Below are 17,699 nucleotides of genomic sequence, written 5' to 3'. Positions count from 1 at the left end.
TTGCCGCCCGCCCATGGACCTTGCGCTCGTCCACCGGGGCGGCGGCGCTCAGAGCTTCTCGGTGAGCTCTGGTACCAGCTTGAACAGGTCGCCCACCAGGCCGATGTCGGCGACCTGGAAGATCGGGGCGTCCTCGTCCTTGTTGATGGCGATGATGGTCTTGGAATCCTTCATGCCCGCAAGGTGCTGGATCGCGCCCGAGATGCCGACCGCGATGTAGACTTCGGGAGCCACGATCTTGCCGGTCTGGCCGACCTGGAAGTCGTTGGGGACGTAGCCCGCATCGACCGCCGCACGGCTCGCGCCGACGCCTGCGCCCAGCTTGTCGGCCAGCGGGAAGATCACGTCCTTGAACGTGTCCGCGTCCTTGAGCGCGCGGCCGCCCGACACGATCACCTTGGCGCTGGTCAGCTCGGGCCGTTCGCTCTTGGCGAGTTCGCTGCCGACGAAGCTGCTGGTGCCCGCGTCGCCCTTGCCGGAAACCGCCTCGACGGTGCCCGAGCCGCCTTCGCTCGCCGCCTTGTCGAACGCGGTGCCACGCACGGTAATGACGAGCTTGGGGTCGGAGCTCTCGACCGTGGCGATCGCATTGCCGGCGTAGATCGGACGCGTGAACGTCTTGTCGCCCTCGATCCCGATGATCTCGGAGATCTGCATCACGTCGAGCAGCGCCGCGACGCGCGGGGCGATGTTCTTGCCGGTGGTGGTGGCGGGTGCGAGGAACGCATCGTGCGTCTCCATCAGGCCCGCGACGAGCGGCGCGACGTTCTCGGGCAGCTGGTGCTCGTAGGCGGCATCGTCGGCGAGGTGGACCTTGCCCACGCCCGCGATCTTCGCGGCGGCATCTGCCACGCCCGCGCAGCCCTTGCCGGCGACGAGCAGGTGCACTTCGCCGAGCTTCGCGGCGGCGGTGACGACCGCCAGTGTGGCGTCCTTCACCGAAGCGTTGTCGTGTTCGACCAGAACGAGAGTCTTCATTGCGTCTATTCCTTCCGTTCCGGCTCAGGCGATGCCAAGCGCTTTGAGCTTGGCGACCAGTTCGTCGACGTCGGCGACCTTCACGCCCGCGCTGCGCACCGGCGGTTCGGATACCTTCACGGTCTTGAGCCGCGGGGTCACGTCGACGCCGTAATCGGCGGGGGTCTTCGCATCGAGCGGCTTCGACTTCGCCTTCATGATATTGGGCAGCGAGGCGTAGCGCGGCTCGTTGAGGCGCAGGTCGGTGGTGACGATCGCGGGCATCGCAAGCGACACCGTCTCGAGACCGCCGTCGATCTCGCGCTTCACGACGACCTTGTCGCCTTCGACCGAGACGGTGTTGGCGAAGGTGCCCTGCGGACGGTCCATCAGCGCGGCGAGCATCTGGCCAGTCTGGTTCGAATCGTCGTCGATCGCCTGCTTACCGAGGATCACGAGGCCAGGGGCCTCGGCATCGGCGATGCCCTTGAGAATCTTGGCGACCGCCAGCGGCTCGACCTCGACGCCGTCGTCGACCGCGACGTGGATCGCGCGGTCCGCGCCCATCGCCAGCGCGGTGCGCAGCGTCTCGGTGGCCTTGGCCGGTCCGACCGACACCGCGACGACCTCGGTCGCGGCGCCCTTCTCCTTCAGGCGGAGCGCTTCCTCGACCGCGATCTCGTCGAACGGGTTCATGCTCATCTTGACGTTGGAGAGATCGACCCCGCTGCCGTCGGCCTTCACCCGCGGCTTCACGTTGTAGTCGATCACCCGCTTCACGGGGACGAGGATCTTCATGGCATCCATTCCTTCGTTGCCGACGCTTACGCGGCGCCGCTTATCGAGACTTTACGTTAACGTCAATCACGCCGCCTTCTTGACCTCGGCGACGATCTTGCGCGCCGCGTCGCCCAGGTCGTCGGCGGCAACGATCGGCAGGCCGCTGTTGGCCAGGATGTCCTTGCCCTGCTGCACGTTGGTGCCTTCGAGGCGCACGACCAGCGGAACCGACAGGTTCACATCCTTCGCCGCGGCGACGATGCCGTCGGCGATGATGTCGCACTTCATGATCCCGCCGAAGATATTGACGAGGATGCCCTCGACCGCCGGGTCCTTGAGGATTATCTTGAACGCCGCGGTGACCTTTTCCTTCGAGGCGCCGCCACCGACGTCGAGGAAGTTGGCCGGGAACGCGCCATTGAGCTTGATGATGTCCATCGTCGCCATGGCGAGGCCCGCACCGTTGACCATGCAGCCGATGTTGCCGTCGAGCTTGATGTAGGCGAGGTCGTACTTCGACGCCTCGATCTCGGCCGGGTCTTCCTCGGTCTCGTCGCGCAACGCCATCACGTCGGGGTGGCGGTAGAGCGCGTTAGAATCGAAGCTCATCTTCGCGTCGAGGATCACCAGCTTGCCGTCCGATTCGGCGAGCGGGTTGATCTCGAGCATCTCGCAATCGAGCGCCATGAACGCGGCGTAAAGCTGGCCGCCGAGCTTCTGGGCCTGCTTGTTGAGGTCACCCGTCAGCTTGAGGCCGAAGGCGAGCGCGCGGCCGTGGTGGGGCATAAAGCCTTCGGCGGGGTCGATTACGATCGTGGTGATCTTCTCGGGCGTCTCGTGCGCGACGTCCTCGATGCTCATCCCGCCTTCGGTCGAGGCGATCATCGCGACGCGGCCGGTGGCGCGATCGACGACCAGCGAGAGGTAGTATTCCTTGCCGATATCGACACCGTCGGTGACGTAGAGGCGGTTGACCTGCTTGCCCGCATCGCCCGTCTGGATCGTCACCAGCGTGTTGCCGAGCATGTCCTTGGCGTTCGCCTCGACATCCTCGATCGACTTGGCAAGGCGCACGCCGCCCTTGGCATCGGCGCCCAGTTCCTTGAACTTGCCCTTGCCGCGACCGCCCGCGTGGATCTGCGCCTTGACCACCCACAGTGGCCCGGGAAGCTGCTTCGCGGCCGAGACCGCTTCTTCGACGCTCAGCGCCGGGATGCCGGCGGGGATCGGAAGACCGTACTTGGCGAGGAGGTCCTTGGCTTGGTATTCGTGGATGTTCATCGCGGGGTGCAGCTTTCCTGATACGGGGGAGTTGGAGCGGGCCTAAGCATGGTTCGCTGCGCTTGAAAAGACCGTGCGCGCCCGGCAATGCCGCAAGATGTTCTGTGCCGCATGATAGACGCCGCTCGCCTCGAGGAACTGGTTCGCGAAGCGGGCCGCATCGCCCACGGCATGTGGCCCGGCGCGGGGCACACGCTCGAGGCGTGGGAAAAGAGTCCCAACAACCCGGTCTGCGCGGCGGATATCGCGGTCGACGCCTTCCTCAAGCGCGAACTGGGGATGCTGCTCCCGGCCGCCGGCTGGCTGAGCGAGGAGACCGCGGACGATTTCACCCGGCTCGGCCGGCACCTCATATGGCTGGTCGATCCGGTCGACGGCACCCGCGATTTCATCCGCGGGCGCACCGGCTGGGCGGTATCGGTCGCGCTCATCAGCGGCGGACGACCGCTCATGGGCTTCCTCGCGGCTCCGGCTCGGGGTGAATTTTGGAGCGCGATCGCGGGACAGGGCGCATGGCGCAACGGCGAGCGGCTGGTCGCATCGCAGCGGAGGGAGTTCCCCGGTGCCCGCGTGCCGACCGACGCCTTGCCCAAGGAGGACCGCGACCTCGCCATCGTCGACAAGCCCAACTCGATCGCCCTGCGCGCGGCGATGGTCGCGGCGAACAAGGCGGATCTCCTCGCCACGCTGCGCTGGGGTTGGGAATGGGACATCGGCGCCGCCGCGTTGATCGCCCGCGAGGCCGGGGCCGAAACGACCGACGCCTTCGGCCGCCCCCTCGTATACAACAAGCGCGACCCGCGCGCGTTCGGCCTGCTCATCAGCGCGCCCGGCATCCACGTTGCGGCGGTCGAGCGCCTGGCCGACCGGGCGCAGGAAATCGCAGGCTAGGTCGAAGGCAAGCCGCGCCGCGTGGCCAGGCAATAGCCTATCATTATTGCCATTCCCGCTGCGATCGCGGCAGTGCCGCCAACGATCGCGACATCGAGATCGGCGAAGGCGTAGAACGCAGCGTTTACAAGACCGCTGATCGCCATGGCCCAGCCACCCACACGCGCTATCCGGCGCGCAGCGGTGTCGGGCAGGAATGCCTTGGGCATCCGGTTACCATACCACGCCACCATCAGTCCGATCGCAGCGAGCACTATACGGGTCGACGTCTCTGTTGCGATCGCTCCGGCACTCTGCGCACCACTGGCGATCAGTGCCAAGCCGATAATGCCAGCACCCCAGACAAGGCTGCTTCGAATTTCGGTGTTCATTCGCTTTTCTCCGCAAGTGTCGCAGCGTCCTGCGGGGAACCGCCGGGTTCACCGCCGAAAGTCTGGACGAAGCCCAGCAAGGCATCCTCCAGAACCGACAGTTTGAGATGATAGATCATCGACTTGCCGTCCCGCTCGACATGCACCAGGTCGGCATCGCGCAGGACTGCAAAATGCGCCGACATCGTCGGCTTCGACACGTCGAAATGCGCGCTGATTTCACCTGCGGATAGAGGACCTCGCCGCAGCAATTGCAAAACCTGACGCCGGTTCGGATCGGACAGGGCCTTGAAGACAGTCGACATAATTAGACATTTAGCTAATTATCGAATTGAGTCAAGTCCTGTTGGTATTTGCCCGATTGCGAACGAAAAGGCCGGCCCCATCGCTGGAGCCGGCCTTCCGTGTGCGACCACAAGGGATAACGGATCAGTTGCCTGCGGCGTTGGCTTCCTGCTGGCTCACCGGGATGATCTTGATCTCGACGCGGCGGTTCATCGGTTCGTTGACGTTGTCGCCGGTCGCAACCTTGAGCTGCGTTTCGCCGAAGCCCATCCAGCGGATGCGCGCCGAGCTTACGCCGCGGCCGATCAGGTAGTTCGAGACCGACTGGGCGCGCTGTTCCGACAGGCGCTGGTTCGACGCAGCCGAGCCGACGGTGTCGGTGTGGCCGTATACGTCGATCAGGCTGTTCGGGTACTGCTGCAGGCTACCGGCCACGCGGTCGAGCAGGGTGCGGAAGCCCGGGCTGATCGTCGAACTGCCGGTGGCGAAGGTCACGCCGTCGGGCAGGTTGACGAGGATCGCCTGACCACCGTCGGTCTCGGAGACGTCGACGCCCGAACCCGCGGTCTGCTCTTTCAGCTCCTTGATCTGCTGGTCCATCCGGTAGCCGACGTAGCCGCCGAGGGCACCGCCCGCGACCGCTCCCGCGATGCGCGCCGTACGTCCGCCGATGAGGCCGCCGAGCAGAGTGCCTGCCAGCGCGCCGCCGACGCCGCCGATCGCGGTGCGCGAAATCTTGCGCTCGCCGGTGTTGGGATCGGTCACACAGGCCGAAACCGTGACGAGCGACAGGCAGGCGAGGCCTGCGGTGACTTTGCGCGAAAACTGCATGGGTGTTCCCCTTTTCCTTGTTTCATCATTGGCCTGCCGCCAGGCGGCACGCGTGTGAGGACGGACGCGCCCAACCCGCGCCTCGCTGCCCTCAACGGCTTGCCGCCGCCCCCGTTCCCGCTCGATTGGCAGAGGATGGCGCTGGCACCGGCGGGCAAATGTGCTAGCGCTATCCGTCGTGACCCCCTTTCCCTGGACCGACCTCCTCATCATCGCCGGCTTGCTGCTGCTCAATGGTGCCTTCGCCATGAGCGAGCTGGCGATCGTTTCGGCCAAGCCCGCGCGCCTCAAGGCAGCCGCCGATCGCGGCAGCGGCGCGGCGAAGACCGCGATCGCGCTGGCGCACGATCCCGGCAAGTTCCTGTCGACCGTGCAGATCGGCATCACCCTCGTCGGCATCATCGCGGGTGCGTATTCGGGCTCGAGCCTCGGCGGCCCGGTCGGCGAGCGGCTACAGGCGCTCGGCGTTCCCGCGGAATACGCGCCCGAGGTGGGCTTCGCGGTTGTGATCGCGGTGACGACCTACTTCAGCGTCGTGGTGGGCGAACTGGTGCCCAAGCAGGTCGCCTTGCGCGCGGCGGTCCCGATCGCGCTCGTCGCGGCGCGGCCGATGGCGATGCTCGCCAGGATCGCGGCGCCGGTCGTGTGGCTGCTCGACACGTCGTCGGGCCTGCTGATCCGCCTGCTCGGCGTGGGCAAGGGCAACCAGTCGCACGTGACGGCCGAAGAGCTGCAGATGATCTTCACCGAGGCGACGCATTCGGGGATCATCGAGCACGGGCAGAGCGAGATTCTCGCCGGTGTGGTGCGCCTCGCCGATCGCCCGGTGCGCGAACTGATGACCCCGCGGACCGAGCTCGACTGGCTCGACCTCGGCGCGCCCGAAGTCGACCTGCGTGCGCGAATCGACGCGAGCCCGCACTCGCTGCTGCCGGTCGCCGAAGGCTCGCCCGACAAGGTGCTCGGCGTGGTCAAGGTGCGCGAAGTGCTCGGCGTGCTGCTCGCCGGGCAGCCGGTCGACCTCGCCGCGCTGATGAAGAAGCCCGAGGTGATCCCCGACCAGCTCGACGCGATGGATGCGCTGCGCACCCTGCAGCAGGCCGAAGTCGCGATGGCGATGGTCCACGACGAATACGGCCACCTCGAAGGGATCGTCACGCCGGTCGACCTGCTCACCGCGATCGTCGGCAACTTCGCGTCCGACAGCGACCTTGGCGAAGCGCCCACGATCATCGAGCGCGACGACGGATCGCTGCTCATCTCGGGCGCGCTTCCGGTCGACCAGATGGCCGAGCGCCTGTGCATCGACCTGCCCGAAGACCGCGAATTCGCGACCGTCGCGGGCTATGTCCTGTGGAGCCTCAAGAAACTGCCCGACGAAGGGGAACACTTCGCCGACCAGGGCTGGCGGATCGAGGTCGTCGACATGGACGGGCGCAAGATCGACAAGGTTCTGGCTTTACGGCTTTAGTTTTTCGAAGGCGCCTCCGCGCCTTCGTCCTCGGTGCTATTCGCTGCCCCCGGGTCAAGCCCGGGGTTCGCGGCACCTGCGGGCGGCCGGTCGGCCTTGCGGCTCGCTGGTCGCGAGCCGTGCTCTAGCGCCACCAATGTCGGGTCAGGCTTCGCGAGAGCACGGGCTACGACCAGTAGCCCGCAAGCGCGAACGCGCGCCCGCAGGTGCCCTGTAGCGAAGCGAAAGGATCAGCGCCGAGGACCGGACGCGCGGAGGCGCGTTCGGAAAACAAAAAAGCGAGGCTGCGAGACCCGGCTTCAGCCGGGGATCACGGCCGAAGCACCCTGCCCGTCGCCTTCGGGCGCGGCGATGATGTCGCGGGTGACGCGGCCCTTGGCGACCGTGTTGGTCTGCGGATCGCCCACTGCGGTGCGGATGCCGGGTTCGGCGACGCCGGCGCGGTCGAGCGCGCTGGTTTCCACTGCGCTACGGGCGGCGGGGCCACCGAACAGCACGTCGAGCGCCTGTTCCGACGCGGTGCCCTCGGACGGGCGCGGCGCGCCGGGCGCGGGCGGGGTCAGGCTGAAGTCGGGCGGCACGACCAGCGGCGCCTGGCGCTGTACGGCGAACTCGTCCGGCCGCTCGCGGTTGAGGATTCCACCGCCGCCGCACGCGGCGAGCATCGAGCAGGAAAAGGCGACGAGAACGATCTTGCGCATGGGTATCAAAACTCTGTTGCGGTGTCCGGGGCCGGATCGGCCGGTTCACTGGCGGGGGCCTTTTCGCGCACGAAGAGCGATCGGGCAAGGATGATCAGCACGCCGATGGTGATAGCGGCATCGGCGATGTTGAAGATGAGGAACGGGCGGAACGCGCCGATGTGGAGGTCGAGGAAGTCGACCACATAGCCGAACTCCCAGCGGTCCTTGATATTGCCGAGCGCGCCGCCGAGGATCATCGCCAGCGGCACGATGTCTGCAAGCTTCCGCTCGCGCACCATCCACACCGTCACCACCACCGCGATCAGCGAGGTCAGGCCCACCAGCGCCCAGCGCATTTCCTGGCTGGTCGCGGTGAACATGCCGAGCGACACTCCGTAGTTGTGGGTCAGCGTGAACTGGAAGAACGGCAGCAGGTAGTGCGACTGGCCGAGATCGAGCCGCAGCACGTTCAGAACATAGCTCTTGGTCGCCTGGTCGGCGACGAACAGCAGCACCGCGAAGGCGAGGCCGATCAGCCGGTTTCGGGTCAGCGAGCTCACGCGAGTACCTCCTCACAGCGACCGCACAGGTCGCCGTCCTCGTCCACCTCGGGCAGCAGCCGCCAACAGCGGCCGCACTTGTGGTCTTCGGTGCGGGAGGCTTTTGTCACGACGACTCCAGGCTTAGGCCCTACGCCTGTCATAGCCATGAACGTCCCGCTCTCGACAAGGTTATCGAGATCACCAAACTCGTAATCCCGGTTTATTGTAGTTACTTCGGAAACGAGGAAAATTTCCTTTAGATCAATAGATTGCAAAGCAATCGCAAAATCGTGGCCGAATACCGTTAGCTCGACCTTCGCCTCCATGAATGATCGAATGATCTTTTCTGATTTGAGGCGTTCACAGACCGAATTCACGATATCGCGCGTCTGGCGGATGAGACGCCAATCCGTGTATATCCCTTTCACCGTCGCCAACTCAGGCCACTCGAGCAGGTGCACACTTCCGCCGTCGGGGAAACGCGTCGCCCAAACTTCCTCGGCGGTGAACACCAGCACCGGGGCCGCCCAGCGGACCAGCGCGTGGAACAGCGTGTCGAACACCGTGCGCACCGCGCGGCGCTTGATGCTGCCGGGGGCGTCGCAATAGAGCGAATCCTTGCGGATATCGAAGTAGAACGCCGACAGGTCCTCGTTGCAGAAGTCGATCAGCGTGCGGACGTAGGTGTTGAAGTCGTAGGTCTCGACCGCCGTGCGCAGCGTCGCATCGACATCGCCCAGAAGCGCGAGCACGTACTGCTCGAGCTCGGGCATGTCGGCCACCGGCAGCCGCTCGGCCTCGTCCCACCCGTCGAGCGCGCCGAGCAGGTAGCGGAAGGTGTTGCGCAGCTTGCGGTACTGGTCGGCGACGCCATTGAGGATCTCGTCGCCGATGCGGTGATCCTCGGTGAAATCGACCGAGAGCGCCCACAGCCGGATGATGTCCGCGCCGTAGGCTTCCATCACCTTCACGGGATCGACCGTGTTGCCGAGCGACTTCGACATCTTCATGCCCTTGGCGTCCATCGTGAAGCCGTGGGTGAGGATGCGGTCGTAGGGCGCGCGGCCGCGGGTGGCGCACGATTCGAGCAGCGAGGACTGGAACCAGCCGCGGTGCTGGTCCGACCCTTCGACGTAAATGTCCGCCGGCCACTTGAGGTCGGGCCAGCGCGCATCGTCTTCCAGCACATAGGCGTGGCTGCAGCCCGAATCGAACCACACGTCGAGAATGTCGGAGACCGGCTCCCAGTCGGCGGCATCGTACTTGCCCTCGAGGAAGCGGTGCGCGGTGTCGGGGGTCCAGGCGTCCATCCCCTCGGCGCGCACGGCGGCCACGATCGCGGCGTTGACCTCCGGGTCGTTCAGGTAGTCGCCGGACTGGCGATTGACGAACAGCGTGATCGGCACGCCCCACGCGCGCTGGCGGCTGAGAACCCAGTCGGGGCGGCCGGAAACCATCGCACCGATGCGGTTGCGGCCCTTTTCGGGGGTGAACTGCACGCGCTCGATCTCGGCGAGGGCGATCTCTCGCAACGTCTCGCCGTCGCCCTGCGCAGCGCGGATGCTCGCTTCCTCTGCGCAGCGCGGCACATCGCGGTCGATCCTTTTGTCCATCGGCACGAACCACTGCGGGGTGCAGCGAAAGATCACCTTGGCTTTCGAGCGCCACGAGTGCGGGTAGCTGTGCTTGTAATCCGCGCTCGCCGCGAGCAGCGCGCCCGCCTCGCGCAGGTCCGAGCAGATCGGCCCATCGGGCGCGTTGAACTTGGGGTTGATGACGCTGCCCTGCCCGCCGAGCCAGCCCCAGTCCTCGCGGTACTTGCCGTCGCCCTCGACTGCGAACTTCGGATTGATCCCGTGCGTCTTGCACAGCTCGAAATCGTCCTCGCCGTGATCGGGCGCCATGTGGACGAGCCCGGTGCCGGTGTCGGTGGTGACGAAGTCGCCCGGCAGGAACGGCCGCGGCTCGGCGAAGAACCCGCCGAGGTGGTGCATCGGGTGCCGCGCGACGGTGCCGGCGAGGTCGGAGCCCGGAATTGAAGCGTCCAAGTCAGAGTATGGATCGATATATTCTTGAACACCGATTTCGATACCGCCGAAATCAAGCGCTTTCGCAGCCTTTCTGACTCGATCAGCGAACGATGTTTGCAATTCCTTCGCGACGAGAAATTTAGCGATCCGGTTGACGTTAAAAGGATAGCCTGCCGACGTGAGGACCTCGTTGACGCGCCGATCTCCGCCCTCATCAAGGCCTACAGTGTCAGCCGTGACGGAAAGCAGCACATACTCAACCTCAGGCCCATAAGCCAAAGCCTGGTTCACCGGGATCGTCCACGGCGTGGTGGTCCAGATCACCGCATGGGCGCCGACCAGTTCGGGGATCGGGCTCTGGACGATCTCGAAGGCCACGTCGATCTGGGTCGAGGTGATGTCCTCGTATTCGACCTCGGCTTCGGCCAGCGCGGTCTTTTCGACAGGCGACCACATCACCGGCTTGGCGCCGCGATAGAGTTGGCCGCTTTCCGCGAACTTGAGCAGTTCGGCGACGATCGTCGCCTCGCTCTCGGGCTGCATGGTGAGGTAGGGATTGTCCCAGTCGGCCATCACGCCGAGGCGCTTCAGCTGCCCGCGCTGCACGTCGACCCAGTGCTGCGCATAGGCGCGGCACTCGGCGCGGAATTCGAGCAGCGGAACCTCGTCCTTGTCGCGCTTCGCCTTGCGGTACTGTTCCTCGACCTTCCACTCGATCGGCAGCCCGTGGCAGTCCCACCCGGGCACATAGGGCGCGTCCTTGCCGAGCAGGTTCTGCGTGCGGCAGACCATGTCCTTGATCGTGTGGTTCAGCGCGTGGCCCACGTGCATGTCGCCGTTCGCGTAGGGCGGGCCATCGTGGAAGATGAATTTCTCGCGGCCCCGCCGCGCATCGCGCAGGCGATCGTAGAGCCTTTCGGCCTCCCAGCGCGCGGCAATGCCCGGCTCCTTCTGCGGCAGGCCGGCCTTCATGGGAAAGTCGGTCTTCGGCAGAAAGACGGTGTCGCGGTAGTCGCGCTTGCTATCGGCAGTGTCGCTCATGGCGAGAGGGCCGCTAGCGGAAGGCGAGCGTGTAGGAAAGTTTTTGGTTCACGCCAGCAACTCCCGCGCCAGGTCGCAGTCCTTCGCCATCTGCGCCTGCAGCGCGTCGAGGCTGTCGAACTTCGCCTCGGGCCGCAGGAAGTGGTGGAACGCGACCTCGATCTCCTGCCCGTAGAGGTTGCCATCGAAGTCGAAGAAATAGGGCTCGAGCAGCTCCTTGGGAGGATCGAACGTCGGCCGCACACCCAGGTTTGCCGCGCCCTTGAGCTGCTGACCGGTCGCCAGCACCGTGCCGGTCACCGCATAGATGCCGTAGCGCGGGCGCAGGTAGTTCTCGAGCGGCAGGTTGGCGGTCGGATAGCCGATCGTGCGGCCGACCTTGTCGCCATGCTGGACGATACCGCGAATCGCGAAGGGGCGCGTCATCAGCCGCGTCGCGGTGTCGCAATCGCCCGCCTGCAGTGCCTCGCGGATGCGGCTGGACGAGACCGGCGCGCCGCCCTCCAGCACCGGGGCTATCGCGCGGGCAGCGATCCCCACCTCGGCGCCGAGAGCGTCGAGAACCGTGCGGTTGCCGCCGCGACCCTTGCCGAAGGTGAAATCCTCGCCCGTCACCACCCCTGCAGCACCGATCCGCTCGCCCACCAGGCCGCGCACGAACTCCTCCGCAGTGGTGTCGGCCAGCGCGCGGTCGAAGTGCAGCACCAGCATCGCCGTCGCCCCGGCGGCTACGAGGAGTTCGTGCCGCTGCTCCAGCGTGGTCAGCCGGAACGGCGGCACATCGGGCTTGAACAGCCGCACCGGATGCGGGTCGAACGTCGCGACGATGGCAGGCCGGCCGTCTTCGCGCGCCCAGCGGATCGCCTCGCCGACCACCGCCTGGTGGCCGAGATGGAACCCGTCGAAATTGCCGAGCGCGACGATCGCCCCGCGCAGCGAATCGGGCACCCGCTCGCGGTGGTCGAGCCACCTCACGCCGCGCGCTCCAGCGTGACGAAGGAATAGGCGGGGGTATTGCCGTCGGCAGGGTGATCCTCGCGGGCAATCTCGCGCCATTCGGGGCCGAAGGGCGGCATGTGGGTATCGCCGTCGACATCGGCGTGGACCTCGGTCAGCTCGATCCGCGTCGTGTGGGGGAGCATCAGGCGGTAGACCTCCGCCCCGCCGACGATCGAAACCTCGCCCGCTGCAGCCAGATCGAGCGCTTCATTCGCATCGTGCGCGACCTCGGCGCCCTGCGCCGACCAGTCGGTGCGGCGGGTCAGCACGATGTGGCGGCGGTCCGGCAGCAGTCCCGGCAAGCTCTCGAACGTCCTGCGCCCCATGATCATCGGCTTGCCGAGGGTCAGCGCCTTGAACCGGCGCAGGTCTGCCGGAAGCCGCCAGGGCAAGCCCCCGTCGTGGCCGATCGTGCCGTTCGCCGCGCGGGCGAGCACCGCCGTTACGATGCGTGCCATGTGCGCGTCACGTGGCCCATCTTGCGCCCTTCGCGCGCCTCCGCCTTGCCGTAGAGGTGGAGGTGCGCGGCGGGATCGGCGAGCCGGTCGCAGGCCTGCGAGACGTCGCTGATGAGGTTGTCCATCTCGACCCGCGCGGCAATCGTCGCGGTGTCGCCCAGCGGCAGCCCGGCGATCGCGCGGACGTGGTTTTCGAACTGGCTCGTCGCCGCGCCCTCGATCGTCCAGTGGCCCGAGTTGTGGACCCGCGGGGCCATTTCGTTGAACACCGGACCGGTCGCGGTGGCGAAGAACTCGAGCGTCAGCACCCCGACATAGCCGAGCGCGTCGGCGACCTTGCGGGCCAGCGCGCGGGCCGGTTCGACCTGCTCTGCCACCGCCCCGCACGGCGGCCACACCGTATGCGACAGGATACCGCCGACGTGGCGGTTCTCGGTCGAATCCCAGAACCGCACATCGCCCGCCGCCGAGCGAACGAGGATGACCGAGAACTCGGCGGCGAAGGTGACGAACCCCTCGTAGACGCACGGCGCCTGCGGCAGCCGGATCGCTTCGGCGTCGCGCACGCTGTCGAGCCGCCACTGGCCCTTGCCGTCGTACCCGTCGCGCGCGGTCTTGAGGATCCCCGGCGCCCCGATGCGATCGACTGCACGGGTGAATTCATCGGCCGAGGTCACCGGCGCGAACGGGGCGGGCGTGCCGCCCAGGTCCTCGACGAAGCGTTTCTCGCGCAGCCGGTCCTGCGCGATCTCGAGCGCGCGCAGGTTCGGGGCGATACGGTCGCCGAGGAACTGCAGCGGTGCGGTGGGTACGTTCTCCCACTCGAAGGTGATCGCGTTGCAGGCGTCGGCAAAGCGGGCGAGCGCCGCTCCGTCGGTGAACGGCGCGACCGTCGTTTCGGCTGAAACCTCGCTCGCCACGCTGTCGCGTTCGGGAGTGTAGATGTGGCAGCGCAGGCCAAGCTGCGCGGCGGACATCGCAAGCATCCGGCCGAGCTGGCCGCCGCCCAGGATGCCGATCGTCCCCCCCGGCTTGAGCATCAGCCCTGCGGCACCTCGTTCACCGCGGCGGTGCGGGCCGCGCGCCAGTCCTGCAGGCGGCGCGACAGGTCTTCATCGCCCACCGCGAGGATTGCCGCCGCGAGCAGGCCCGCGTTGGTCGCCCCCGCCTCGCCGATCGCGAGCGTGCCAACCGGCACCCCGGCGGGCATCTGGACGATCGAGAGCAGGCTATCCATGCCTTTCAGCGCCTTCGACTTCACCGGCACGCCGAGCACGGGCAAGTGGGTGAGCGCGGCAATCATGCCGGGGAGGTGCGCCGCTCCCCCTGCGCCCGCGACGATTACCTTGAAACCTTCGCCCGCCGCACCCTTGCCGAAGTCGTGCAGCCGGTCGGGCGTGCGGTGCGCCGAGACGATCCGCGCCTCGTGGCTGACGCCCAGTTCGCCGAGCACCTCGGCGGCGCACTTCATCGTGTCCCAGTCGGACTGGCTGCCCATCACGATCGCGACGTCTGCCATGATCCTAGATGTCCTTGAGGTAACGCCGTTCGCCGGCGGTCATCGACGCATCGAATTCGTAGACGATCGGCTGACCGGTGGGAATCTCGAGGTTCGTGATTTCGTCGTCCGAGATGCCCGACAGGTGCTTCACCAGCGCGCGCAAGGAATTGCCATGCGCGGCGACGATCACCGTCTCGCCCGCCGCCAACTGCGGCACGATCGCGCTTTCCCAATAGGGCAGGACGCGCTCGATGGTGAGCTTGAGGCTCTCGGTGTTCGGGATCGCGATCCCAGCGTAGCGCGGGTCCTGCGAGAGGTCGAACTCGCTGCCCGCGTCCATGTCCGGCGGCGGTACATCGAAGCTGCGGCGCCAGACCTTTACCTGATCGTCGCCGTGGCGCGCCGCGGTCTCCGCCTTGTCGAGCCCGGTCAGCCCGCCGTAGTGCCGCTCGTTGAGCCGCCAGTCCTTCGTCTCCGGAATCCACAGCCGCCCGCACGCCTCGAGTGCAAGGTGCAGGGTCTTGATCGCGCGGGTCTGGAGCGAGGTGAACGCGACCGTGGGCAGTACGCCCCTTGCGGCGAGCAACTCGCCGGCTGCAGACGCTTCGGCCACGCCCTTTTCGGTCAGGTCGACGTCCCACCAGCCGGTGAAGCGGTTTTCCAGGTTCCACTGGCTCTGGCCGTGGCGGATGAGGATCAGGGTCGACACTTGGCGGCTCCGGTTCGCATCGGGAGCACCCGCCCCTAGCCGCGCTCTCCTTCGTTTGAAAGGCCGTCTTCGCGCAACTCTTCCTTCGCACCGCCCAAGGTGCCCGCGCCCATCGCCCGCGACTGCGCCTTGCGGCGATGCAGGTTGGCACGCAGTTGTGCGGCGAGGCGTTCCTCGCGGGTCGGCTTGTCGGCACTTCCGGTCATGACCGATCGCTTGCTACGGTCCGCAATGCTTGACAAGGGAGTGCCGCACTGTAAGGCGCGCCCGCTCCCCCGATCACCGGCCCGTTCCGGCCGCATCTGGGCAGCTTTCGATGGTAACGCTGCTGTAGCTCAGTGGTAGAGCACACCCTTGGTAAGGGTGAGGCCGAGAGTTCAATCCTCTCCAGCAGCACCATCGGTTTCTTGTCGCCCTACCGCTTCGCTACTTGAGGGCTGGGGCTCCATCCAGTCACCGCGAATCGCACTTGCCAGCGCGCACCGTGTTAGCCATCTAAGGCACCGGGCGATGGGGGCGTGTCGATGAACGAAATCCAGAACGAAGTCGAAGACGCGGGATTGACCCCGCTCGATCCGAATCACGTGAAGCTGCTGCGGACGCAGGCGGCGATCATCGCGCTGCCCTGCATCGTCGGCTCGTTCGTGCTCGAGGTGGCAGACCTGCTGCCGACCGGCCTGTTCGTTGCGCCCGTATTGGCGCTCGCCGCGTGGTTCGTGATCCGCACGCCTCTGCGCCGTCACGCAGCGCGCGGGTACGACCTGGGCGCCGACCGGTTGCGCGTGGTCCGCGGACTGTGGTTCCGGTCCGACACCGTGGTGCCGTTCGGCCGGGTGCAGCACATCGACGTGACGCAAGGTCCGCTCGAACGCGCGTTCGGACTCGCAACGCTCATCATCCACACTGCCGGATCGCACAATGCGAGCGTATCGCTGCCGGGTCTCGCTCCCGCCAATGCCGACGCCATGCGCGAGGCGATTCGCGCGCACATCAAGCGCGAAACCCCGTGACCGAAACCGGCAAAAGCGCCGCGGGGACGCCCCAGCGGACCGCGCCACTCGGCATGGCCGTGAGCGCGGTGACCGACATCCGCAAGGCCGTGCTGCCCGCGATCGCCGGCGGATACGGGCTGCGCGAGCAGTTTTCGAGCGTTGGATTCGTCGCAGGCATAGCGACCCTCGCGATCGCGATCAGCGCGATCGGCGGGATCGTCCGCTGGCTACGACTGACCTACACCGTAGGGCCGGACGACATCCGGCTCGACACGGGCTTCGTCAGCCGTTCGGCCCGCTCGGTCCCCTACGACCGTATCCATGACGTGAGCATGGAGCAGCCGCCGGTCGCACGCCTGCTCGGCCTTGCGCGGGTTACCTTCGAAACGGGCGCGGGCGGCAAAGACGAGCTGTCGCTCGCGTGGCTCCCGCTGTCCGAAGGCGAGCGCTTGCGCGAACTCGTGCGCGAGCGCCGTGAAGAAGCGCTTCCCGTCAGTGGCGAGAGTGCGGCAACCACGGTCGAACCGGCCGGCGAAATCCTGTTCGCGATGGGCCCGCGCCGCCTGTTCACATTCGGCCTGTTCGAATTCTCGCTCGCCGCCTTCGCCGTTGCGCTCGGCGCGGCGCAGCAGTTCGACCAGTTCTTGCCCTTCGACCTGTGGGACTGGGACGGATGGCAGGACCGGCTCAACGCGCCGGGGCACTGGCTCGCCGCGCTAGGTCCGCTGGCCCAGGCGGTCGCGGTCTGCATCGCGCTTGCGATCCTTGCGGTGGTCGGATTCGTAACCGGCTTCGCGCGGACCTTCGCTCGCGAATGGGGCTTCACGCTTACCCGCACCGCCAAGGGCTTTCGCCGCCAGCGGGGCCTGTTCACCCGCACCGACGTCGTCATGCCCGCGCACCGGGTGCAGGCAGTCGAGTTGCGCACTCGCTGGTTTCGCCGCCGGTTCGGCTGGCACGCACTCAAGTTCGTCAGCCTGGCACAGGACGCCGGATCGGGCAGCCACGTCGTCGCTCCGTTCGCGCAGCTTGGCGAGATCGCGCCGATCGCCGGGGCCTCTGGGTTCGCGCTGCCTGGCCCGCAGACCGATTGGCGACTGCCGGCCAAACGCGCCTTCATCGATACGGCCGTGGCCCGGGGCCTGTTCCCGCTGGCCGCATCGATCGGGCTGCTGTTCTCGCCCGAGCCTCTCGCTGCGCTCATCCCGCTCGCCTTCGTGCCCTTCATCGCGCTGCGGCAAGCTTTCCTGTGGCGCCGCGCGCGCCATGCGATCGACGAACGGCAAATATACTCTCGCCACGGCTGGCTGGCCCCGCGCGTCGACGTAGCGAACCGGGTCAAACTGCAGTCGGTCGAAATCACGCAGGGCCCGCTCGCCCGGCGCGGCGGCTATGCGACGCTGCACCTCGGGCTTGCGGGAGGGACGATGGCGTTCGGCGCGGTGCCGATCGCGGAGGCAAAACGAATTCGCGCCGCGATCCTCGACAGCATCGCGGGCGTCGATTTCTCAGCGCTCAACTCGGCGTAGCGGCGAGCAGGTCGGCCCATTCGGGGTGGCGGCGGAACTGTGCATCGACGTAGGAGCACTGCGGCACGATGGTAAAGCCCTGCTCGCGCGCATCGCGGACCAGTGCATCGACCAGCGCGGCAGCGACGCCCTGACCGCCGATCTCGGGCGGAACGAGCGTATGATCGGCAACGCGGGCGTCGCCTCGGGCACGCCAGGTCAGTCGCCCCACTTCGTTGCTGCCGGGCACGATCGCGCGGTACTCCCCGTGTGCCTCGTTGCCTTCGTGGGTGATTTCGATGCCGTGGATCGCCATGGGGCCAGTCTCCTTCTTCCCGCCGAACGCGCGCGCCGCTAGGGGCGTTCCGC

Annotated in this window: 20 protein-coding genes and 1 tRNA gene; 5 read left to right on the top strand and 16 right to left on the bottom strand. The window is 66.9% G+C overall.

Annotation, left to right across the window (positions count from 1 at the left end; genetic code table 11):
* Positions 1-48 precede the first annotated feature (48 nt).
* From ACWPMX_RS00495 to sucC, 3 genes are all read right to left on the bottom strand, one after another.
* Positions 49-978, bottom strand: coding sequence for an electron transfer flavoprotein subunit alpha/FixB family protein (locus ACWPMX_RS00495; RefSeq protein ID WP_455698094.1), 930 nt, complete (start codon positions 976-978; stop codon positions 49-51).
* Positions 979-1,002: 24 nt separating this feature from the next.
* The gene (locus ACWPMX_RS00490) at positions 1,003-1,755 is read right to left on the bottom strand and encodes an electron transfer flavoprotein subunit beta/FixA family protein (RefSeq protein ID WP_455698093.1); all 753 of its coding nucleotides are present in this window, start codon (positions 1,753-1,755) and stop codon (positions 1,003-1,005) included.
* Between the two features lie 66 nt (positions 1,756-1,821).
* Positions 1,822-3,018 (bottom strand): ADP-forming succinate--CoA ligase subunit beta, encoded by a 1,197-nt coding sequence (gene sucC / locus ACWPMX_RS00485; protein WP_455698092.1) that lies wholly within the window; start codon positions 3,016-3,018, stop codon positions 1,822-1,824.
* A gap of 111 nt (positions 3,019-3,129) precedes the next feature.
* Here sucC and ACWPMX_RS00480 point away from each other — a divergent pair, with 111 nt between their 5' ends.
* The gene (locus tag ACWPMX_RS00480; RefSeq protein WP_455698091.1) at positions 3,130-3,909 is read left to right on the top strand and encodes a 3'(2'),5'-bisphosphate nucleotidase CysQ; all 780 of its coding nucleotides are present in this window, start codon (positions 3,130-3,132) and stop codon (positions 3,907-3,909) included.
* Here ACWPMX_RS00480 and ACWPMX_RS00475 read toward each other — a convergent pair.
* The 3 genes from ACWPMX_RS00475 to ACWPMX_RS00465 all read right to left on the bottom strand — a co-directional run bounded on the left by ACWPMX_RS00475 (position 3,906) and on the right by ACWPMX_RS00465 (position 5,396).
* Complete coding sequence (locus ACWPMX_RS00475) at positions 3,906-4,280, bottom strand: ammonium transporter (RefSeq protein WP_455698090.1); 375 nt, start codon at positions 4,278-4,280, stop codon at positions 3,906-3,908. The two genes, ACWPMX_RS00480 and ACWPMX_RS00475, sit on opposite strands and share 4 nt — an antisense overlap.
* A complete protein-coding gene (locus ACWPMX_RS00470; protein WP_455698089.1) occupies positions 4,277-4,585 on the bottom strand; it encodes an autorepressor SdpR family transcription factor in 309 nt (102 codons plus the stop codon). Before ACWPMX_RS00470 ends, ACWPMX_RS00475 begins: the two co-directional genes overlap by 4 nt.
* A 124-nt stretch (positions 4,586-4,709) precedes the next feature.
* Positions 4,710-5,396, bottom strand: coding sequence for an OmpA family protein (locus ACWPMX_RS00465; RefSeq protein ID WP_455698088.1), 687 nt, complete (start codon positions 5,394-5,396; stop codon positions 4,710-4,712).
* A 178-nt stretch (positions 5,397-5,574) separates the two neighbouring features.
* Between ACWPMX_RS00465 and ACWPMX_RS00460 the strand changes: the two genes are divergently transcribed.
* Positions 5,575-6,867 carry a hemolysin family protein gene (locus tag ACWPMX_RS00460; protein ID WP_455698087.1) on the top strand — a complete coding sequence of 431 codons (1,293 nt, stop codon included), beginning with the start codon at positions 5,575-5,577 and terminating at the stop codon, positions 6,865-6,867.
* 299 nt (positions 6,868-7,166) lie between these two features.
* Here ACWPMX_RS00460 and ACWPMX_RS00455 read toward each other — a convergent pair whose 3' ends face one another.
* From ACWPMX_RS00455 to ACWPMX_RS00415, 9 genes are read right to left on the bottom strand one after another with little or no spacing between them, the layout of a single operon-like run.
* Positions 7,167-7,568, bottom strand: a complete 402-nt coding sequence (locus ACWPMX_RS00455) for a DUF3035 domain-containing protein (RefSeq protein WP_455698086.1) — start codon at positions 7,566-7,568, stop codon at positions 7,167-7,169.
* Between the two features lie 5 nt (positions 7,569-7,573).
* The gene (gene lspA, locus ACWPMX_RS00450) at positions 7,574-8,110 is read right to left on the bottom strand and encodes a signal peptidase II (RefSeq protein ID WP_455698085.1); all 537 of its coding nucleotides are present in this window, start codon (positions 8,108-8,110) and stop codon (positions 7,574-7,576) included.
* On the bottom strand, positions 8,107-11,163 hold the full coding sequence (ileS, locus tag ACWPMX_RS00445; RefSeq protein ID WP_455698084.1) for an isoleucine--tRNA ligase: 3,057 nt from the start codon (positions 11,161-11,163) through the stop codon (positions 8,107-8,109). Before ileS ends, lspA begins: the two co-directional genes overlap by 4 nt.
* 48 nt (positions 11,164-11,211) lie before the next feature.
* Complete coding sequence (locus ACWPMX_RS00440; RefSeq protein WP_455698083.1) at positions 11,212-12,138, bottom strand: bifunctional riboflavin kinase/FAD synthetase; 927 nt, start codon at positions 12,136-12,138, stop codon at positions 11,212-11,214.
* Positions 12,135-12,620, bottom strand: coding sequence for a dihydrofolate reductase (locus tag ACWPMX_RS00435; RefSeq protein WP_455698082.1), 486 nt, complete (start codon positions 12,618-12,620; stop codon positions 12,135-12,137). The genes ACWPMX_RS00440 and ACWPMX_RS00435 overlap by 4 nt, the downstream gene beginning before the upstream one ends.
* Positions 12,605-13,660: a 5-(carboxyamino)imidazole ribonucleotide synthase gene (locus ACWPMX_RS00430; protein WP_455698081.1), complete on the bottom strand. Its 1,056-nt coding sequence runs from the start codon at positions 13,658-13,660 to the stop codon at positions 12,605-12,607. Before ACWPMX_RS00430 ends, ACWPMX_RS00435 begins: the two co-directional genes overlap by 16 nt.
* Positions 13,660-14,139, bottom strand: coding sequence for a 5-(carboxyamino)imidazole ribonucleotide mutase (gene purE / locus ACWPMX_RS00425; protein WP_455698080.1), 480 nt, complete (start codon positions 14,137-14,139; stop codon positions 13,660-13,662). Before purE ends, ACWPMX_RS00430 begins: the two co-directional genes overlap by 1 nt.
* Before the next feature lie 4 nt (positions 14,140-14,143).
* Positions 14,144-14,830, bottom strand: a complete 687-nt coding sequence (gene gpmA / locus ACWPMX_RS00420; protein ID WP_455698079.1) for a 2,3-diphosphoglycerate-dependent phosphoglycerate mutase — start codon at positions 14,828-14,830, stop codon at positions 14,144-14,146.
* Positions 14,831-14,865: 35 nt separating this feature from the next.
* Positions 14,866-15,036 carry a hypothetical protein gene (locus ACWPMX_RS00415; RefSeq protein ID WP_455698078.1) on the bottom strand — a complete coding sequence of 57 codons (171 nt, stop codon included), beginning with the start codon at positions 15,034-15,036 and terminating at the stop codon, positions 14,866-14,868.
* Positions 15,037-15,154: 118 nt separating this feature from the next.
* Here ACWPMX_RS00415 and ACWPMX_RS00410 point away from each other — a divergent pair.
* The 3 genes from ACWPMX_RS00410 to ACWPMX_RS00400 all read left to right on the top strand — a co-directional run bounded on the left by ACWPMX_RS00410 (position 15,155) and on the right by ACWPMX_RS00400 (position 17,351).
* Positions 15,155-15,229 (top strand) — tRNA-Thr (locus tag ACWPMX_RS00410).
* A gap of 125 nt (positions 15,230-15,354) precedes the next feature.
* On the top strand, positions 15,355-15,840 hold the full coding sequence (locus ACWPMX_RS00405) for a PH domain-containing protein (RefSeq protein WP_455698077.1): 486 nt from the start codon (positions 15,355-15,357) through the stop codon (positions 15,838-15,840).
* Positions 15,837-17,351: a PH domain-containing protein gene (locus ACWPMX_RS00400; protein ID WP_455698076.1), complete on the top strand. Its 1,515-nt coding sequence runs from the start codon at positions 15,837-15,839 to the stop codon at positions 17,349-17,351. The genes ACWPMX_RS00405 and ACWPMX_RS00400 overlap by 4 nt, the downstream gene beginning before the upstream one ends.
* Here ACWPMX_RS00400 and ACWPMX_RS00395 read toward each other — a convergent pair.
* The gene (locus ACWPMX_RS00395) at positions 17,338-17,646 is read right to left on the bottom strand and encodes a GNAT family N-acetyltransferase (RefSeq protein ID WP_455698075.1); all 309 of its coding nucleotides are present in this window, start codon (positions 17,644-17,646) and stop codon (positions 17,338-17,340) included. The genes ACWPMX_RS00400 and ACWPMX_RS00395 overlap by 14 nt on opposite strands.
* Between the last annotated feature and the right edge of the window lie 53 nt (positions 17,647-17,699).

Source organism: Tsuneonella sp. HG094, assembly GCF_053819285.1.
The sequence above is the reverse complement of the archived record's forward strand: the minus strand, read 5'-3'. Positions and strand labels throughout refer to the sequence as shown.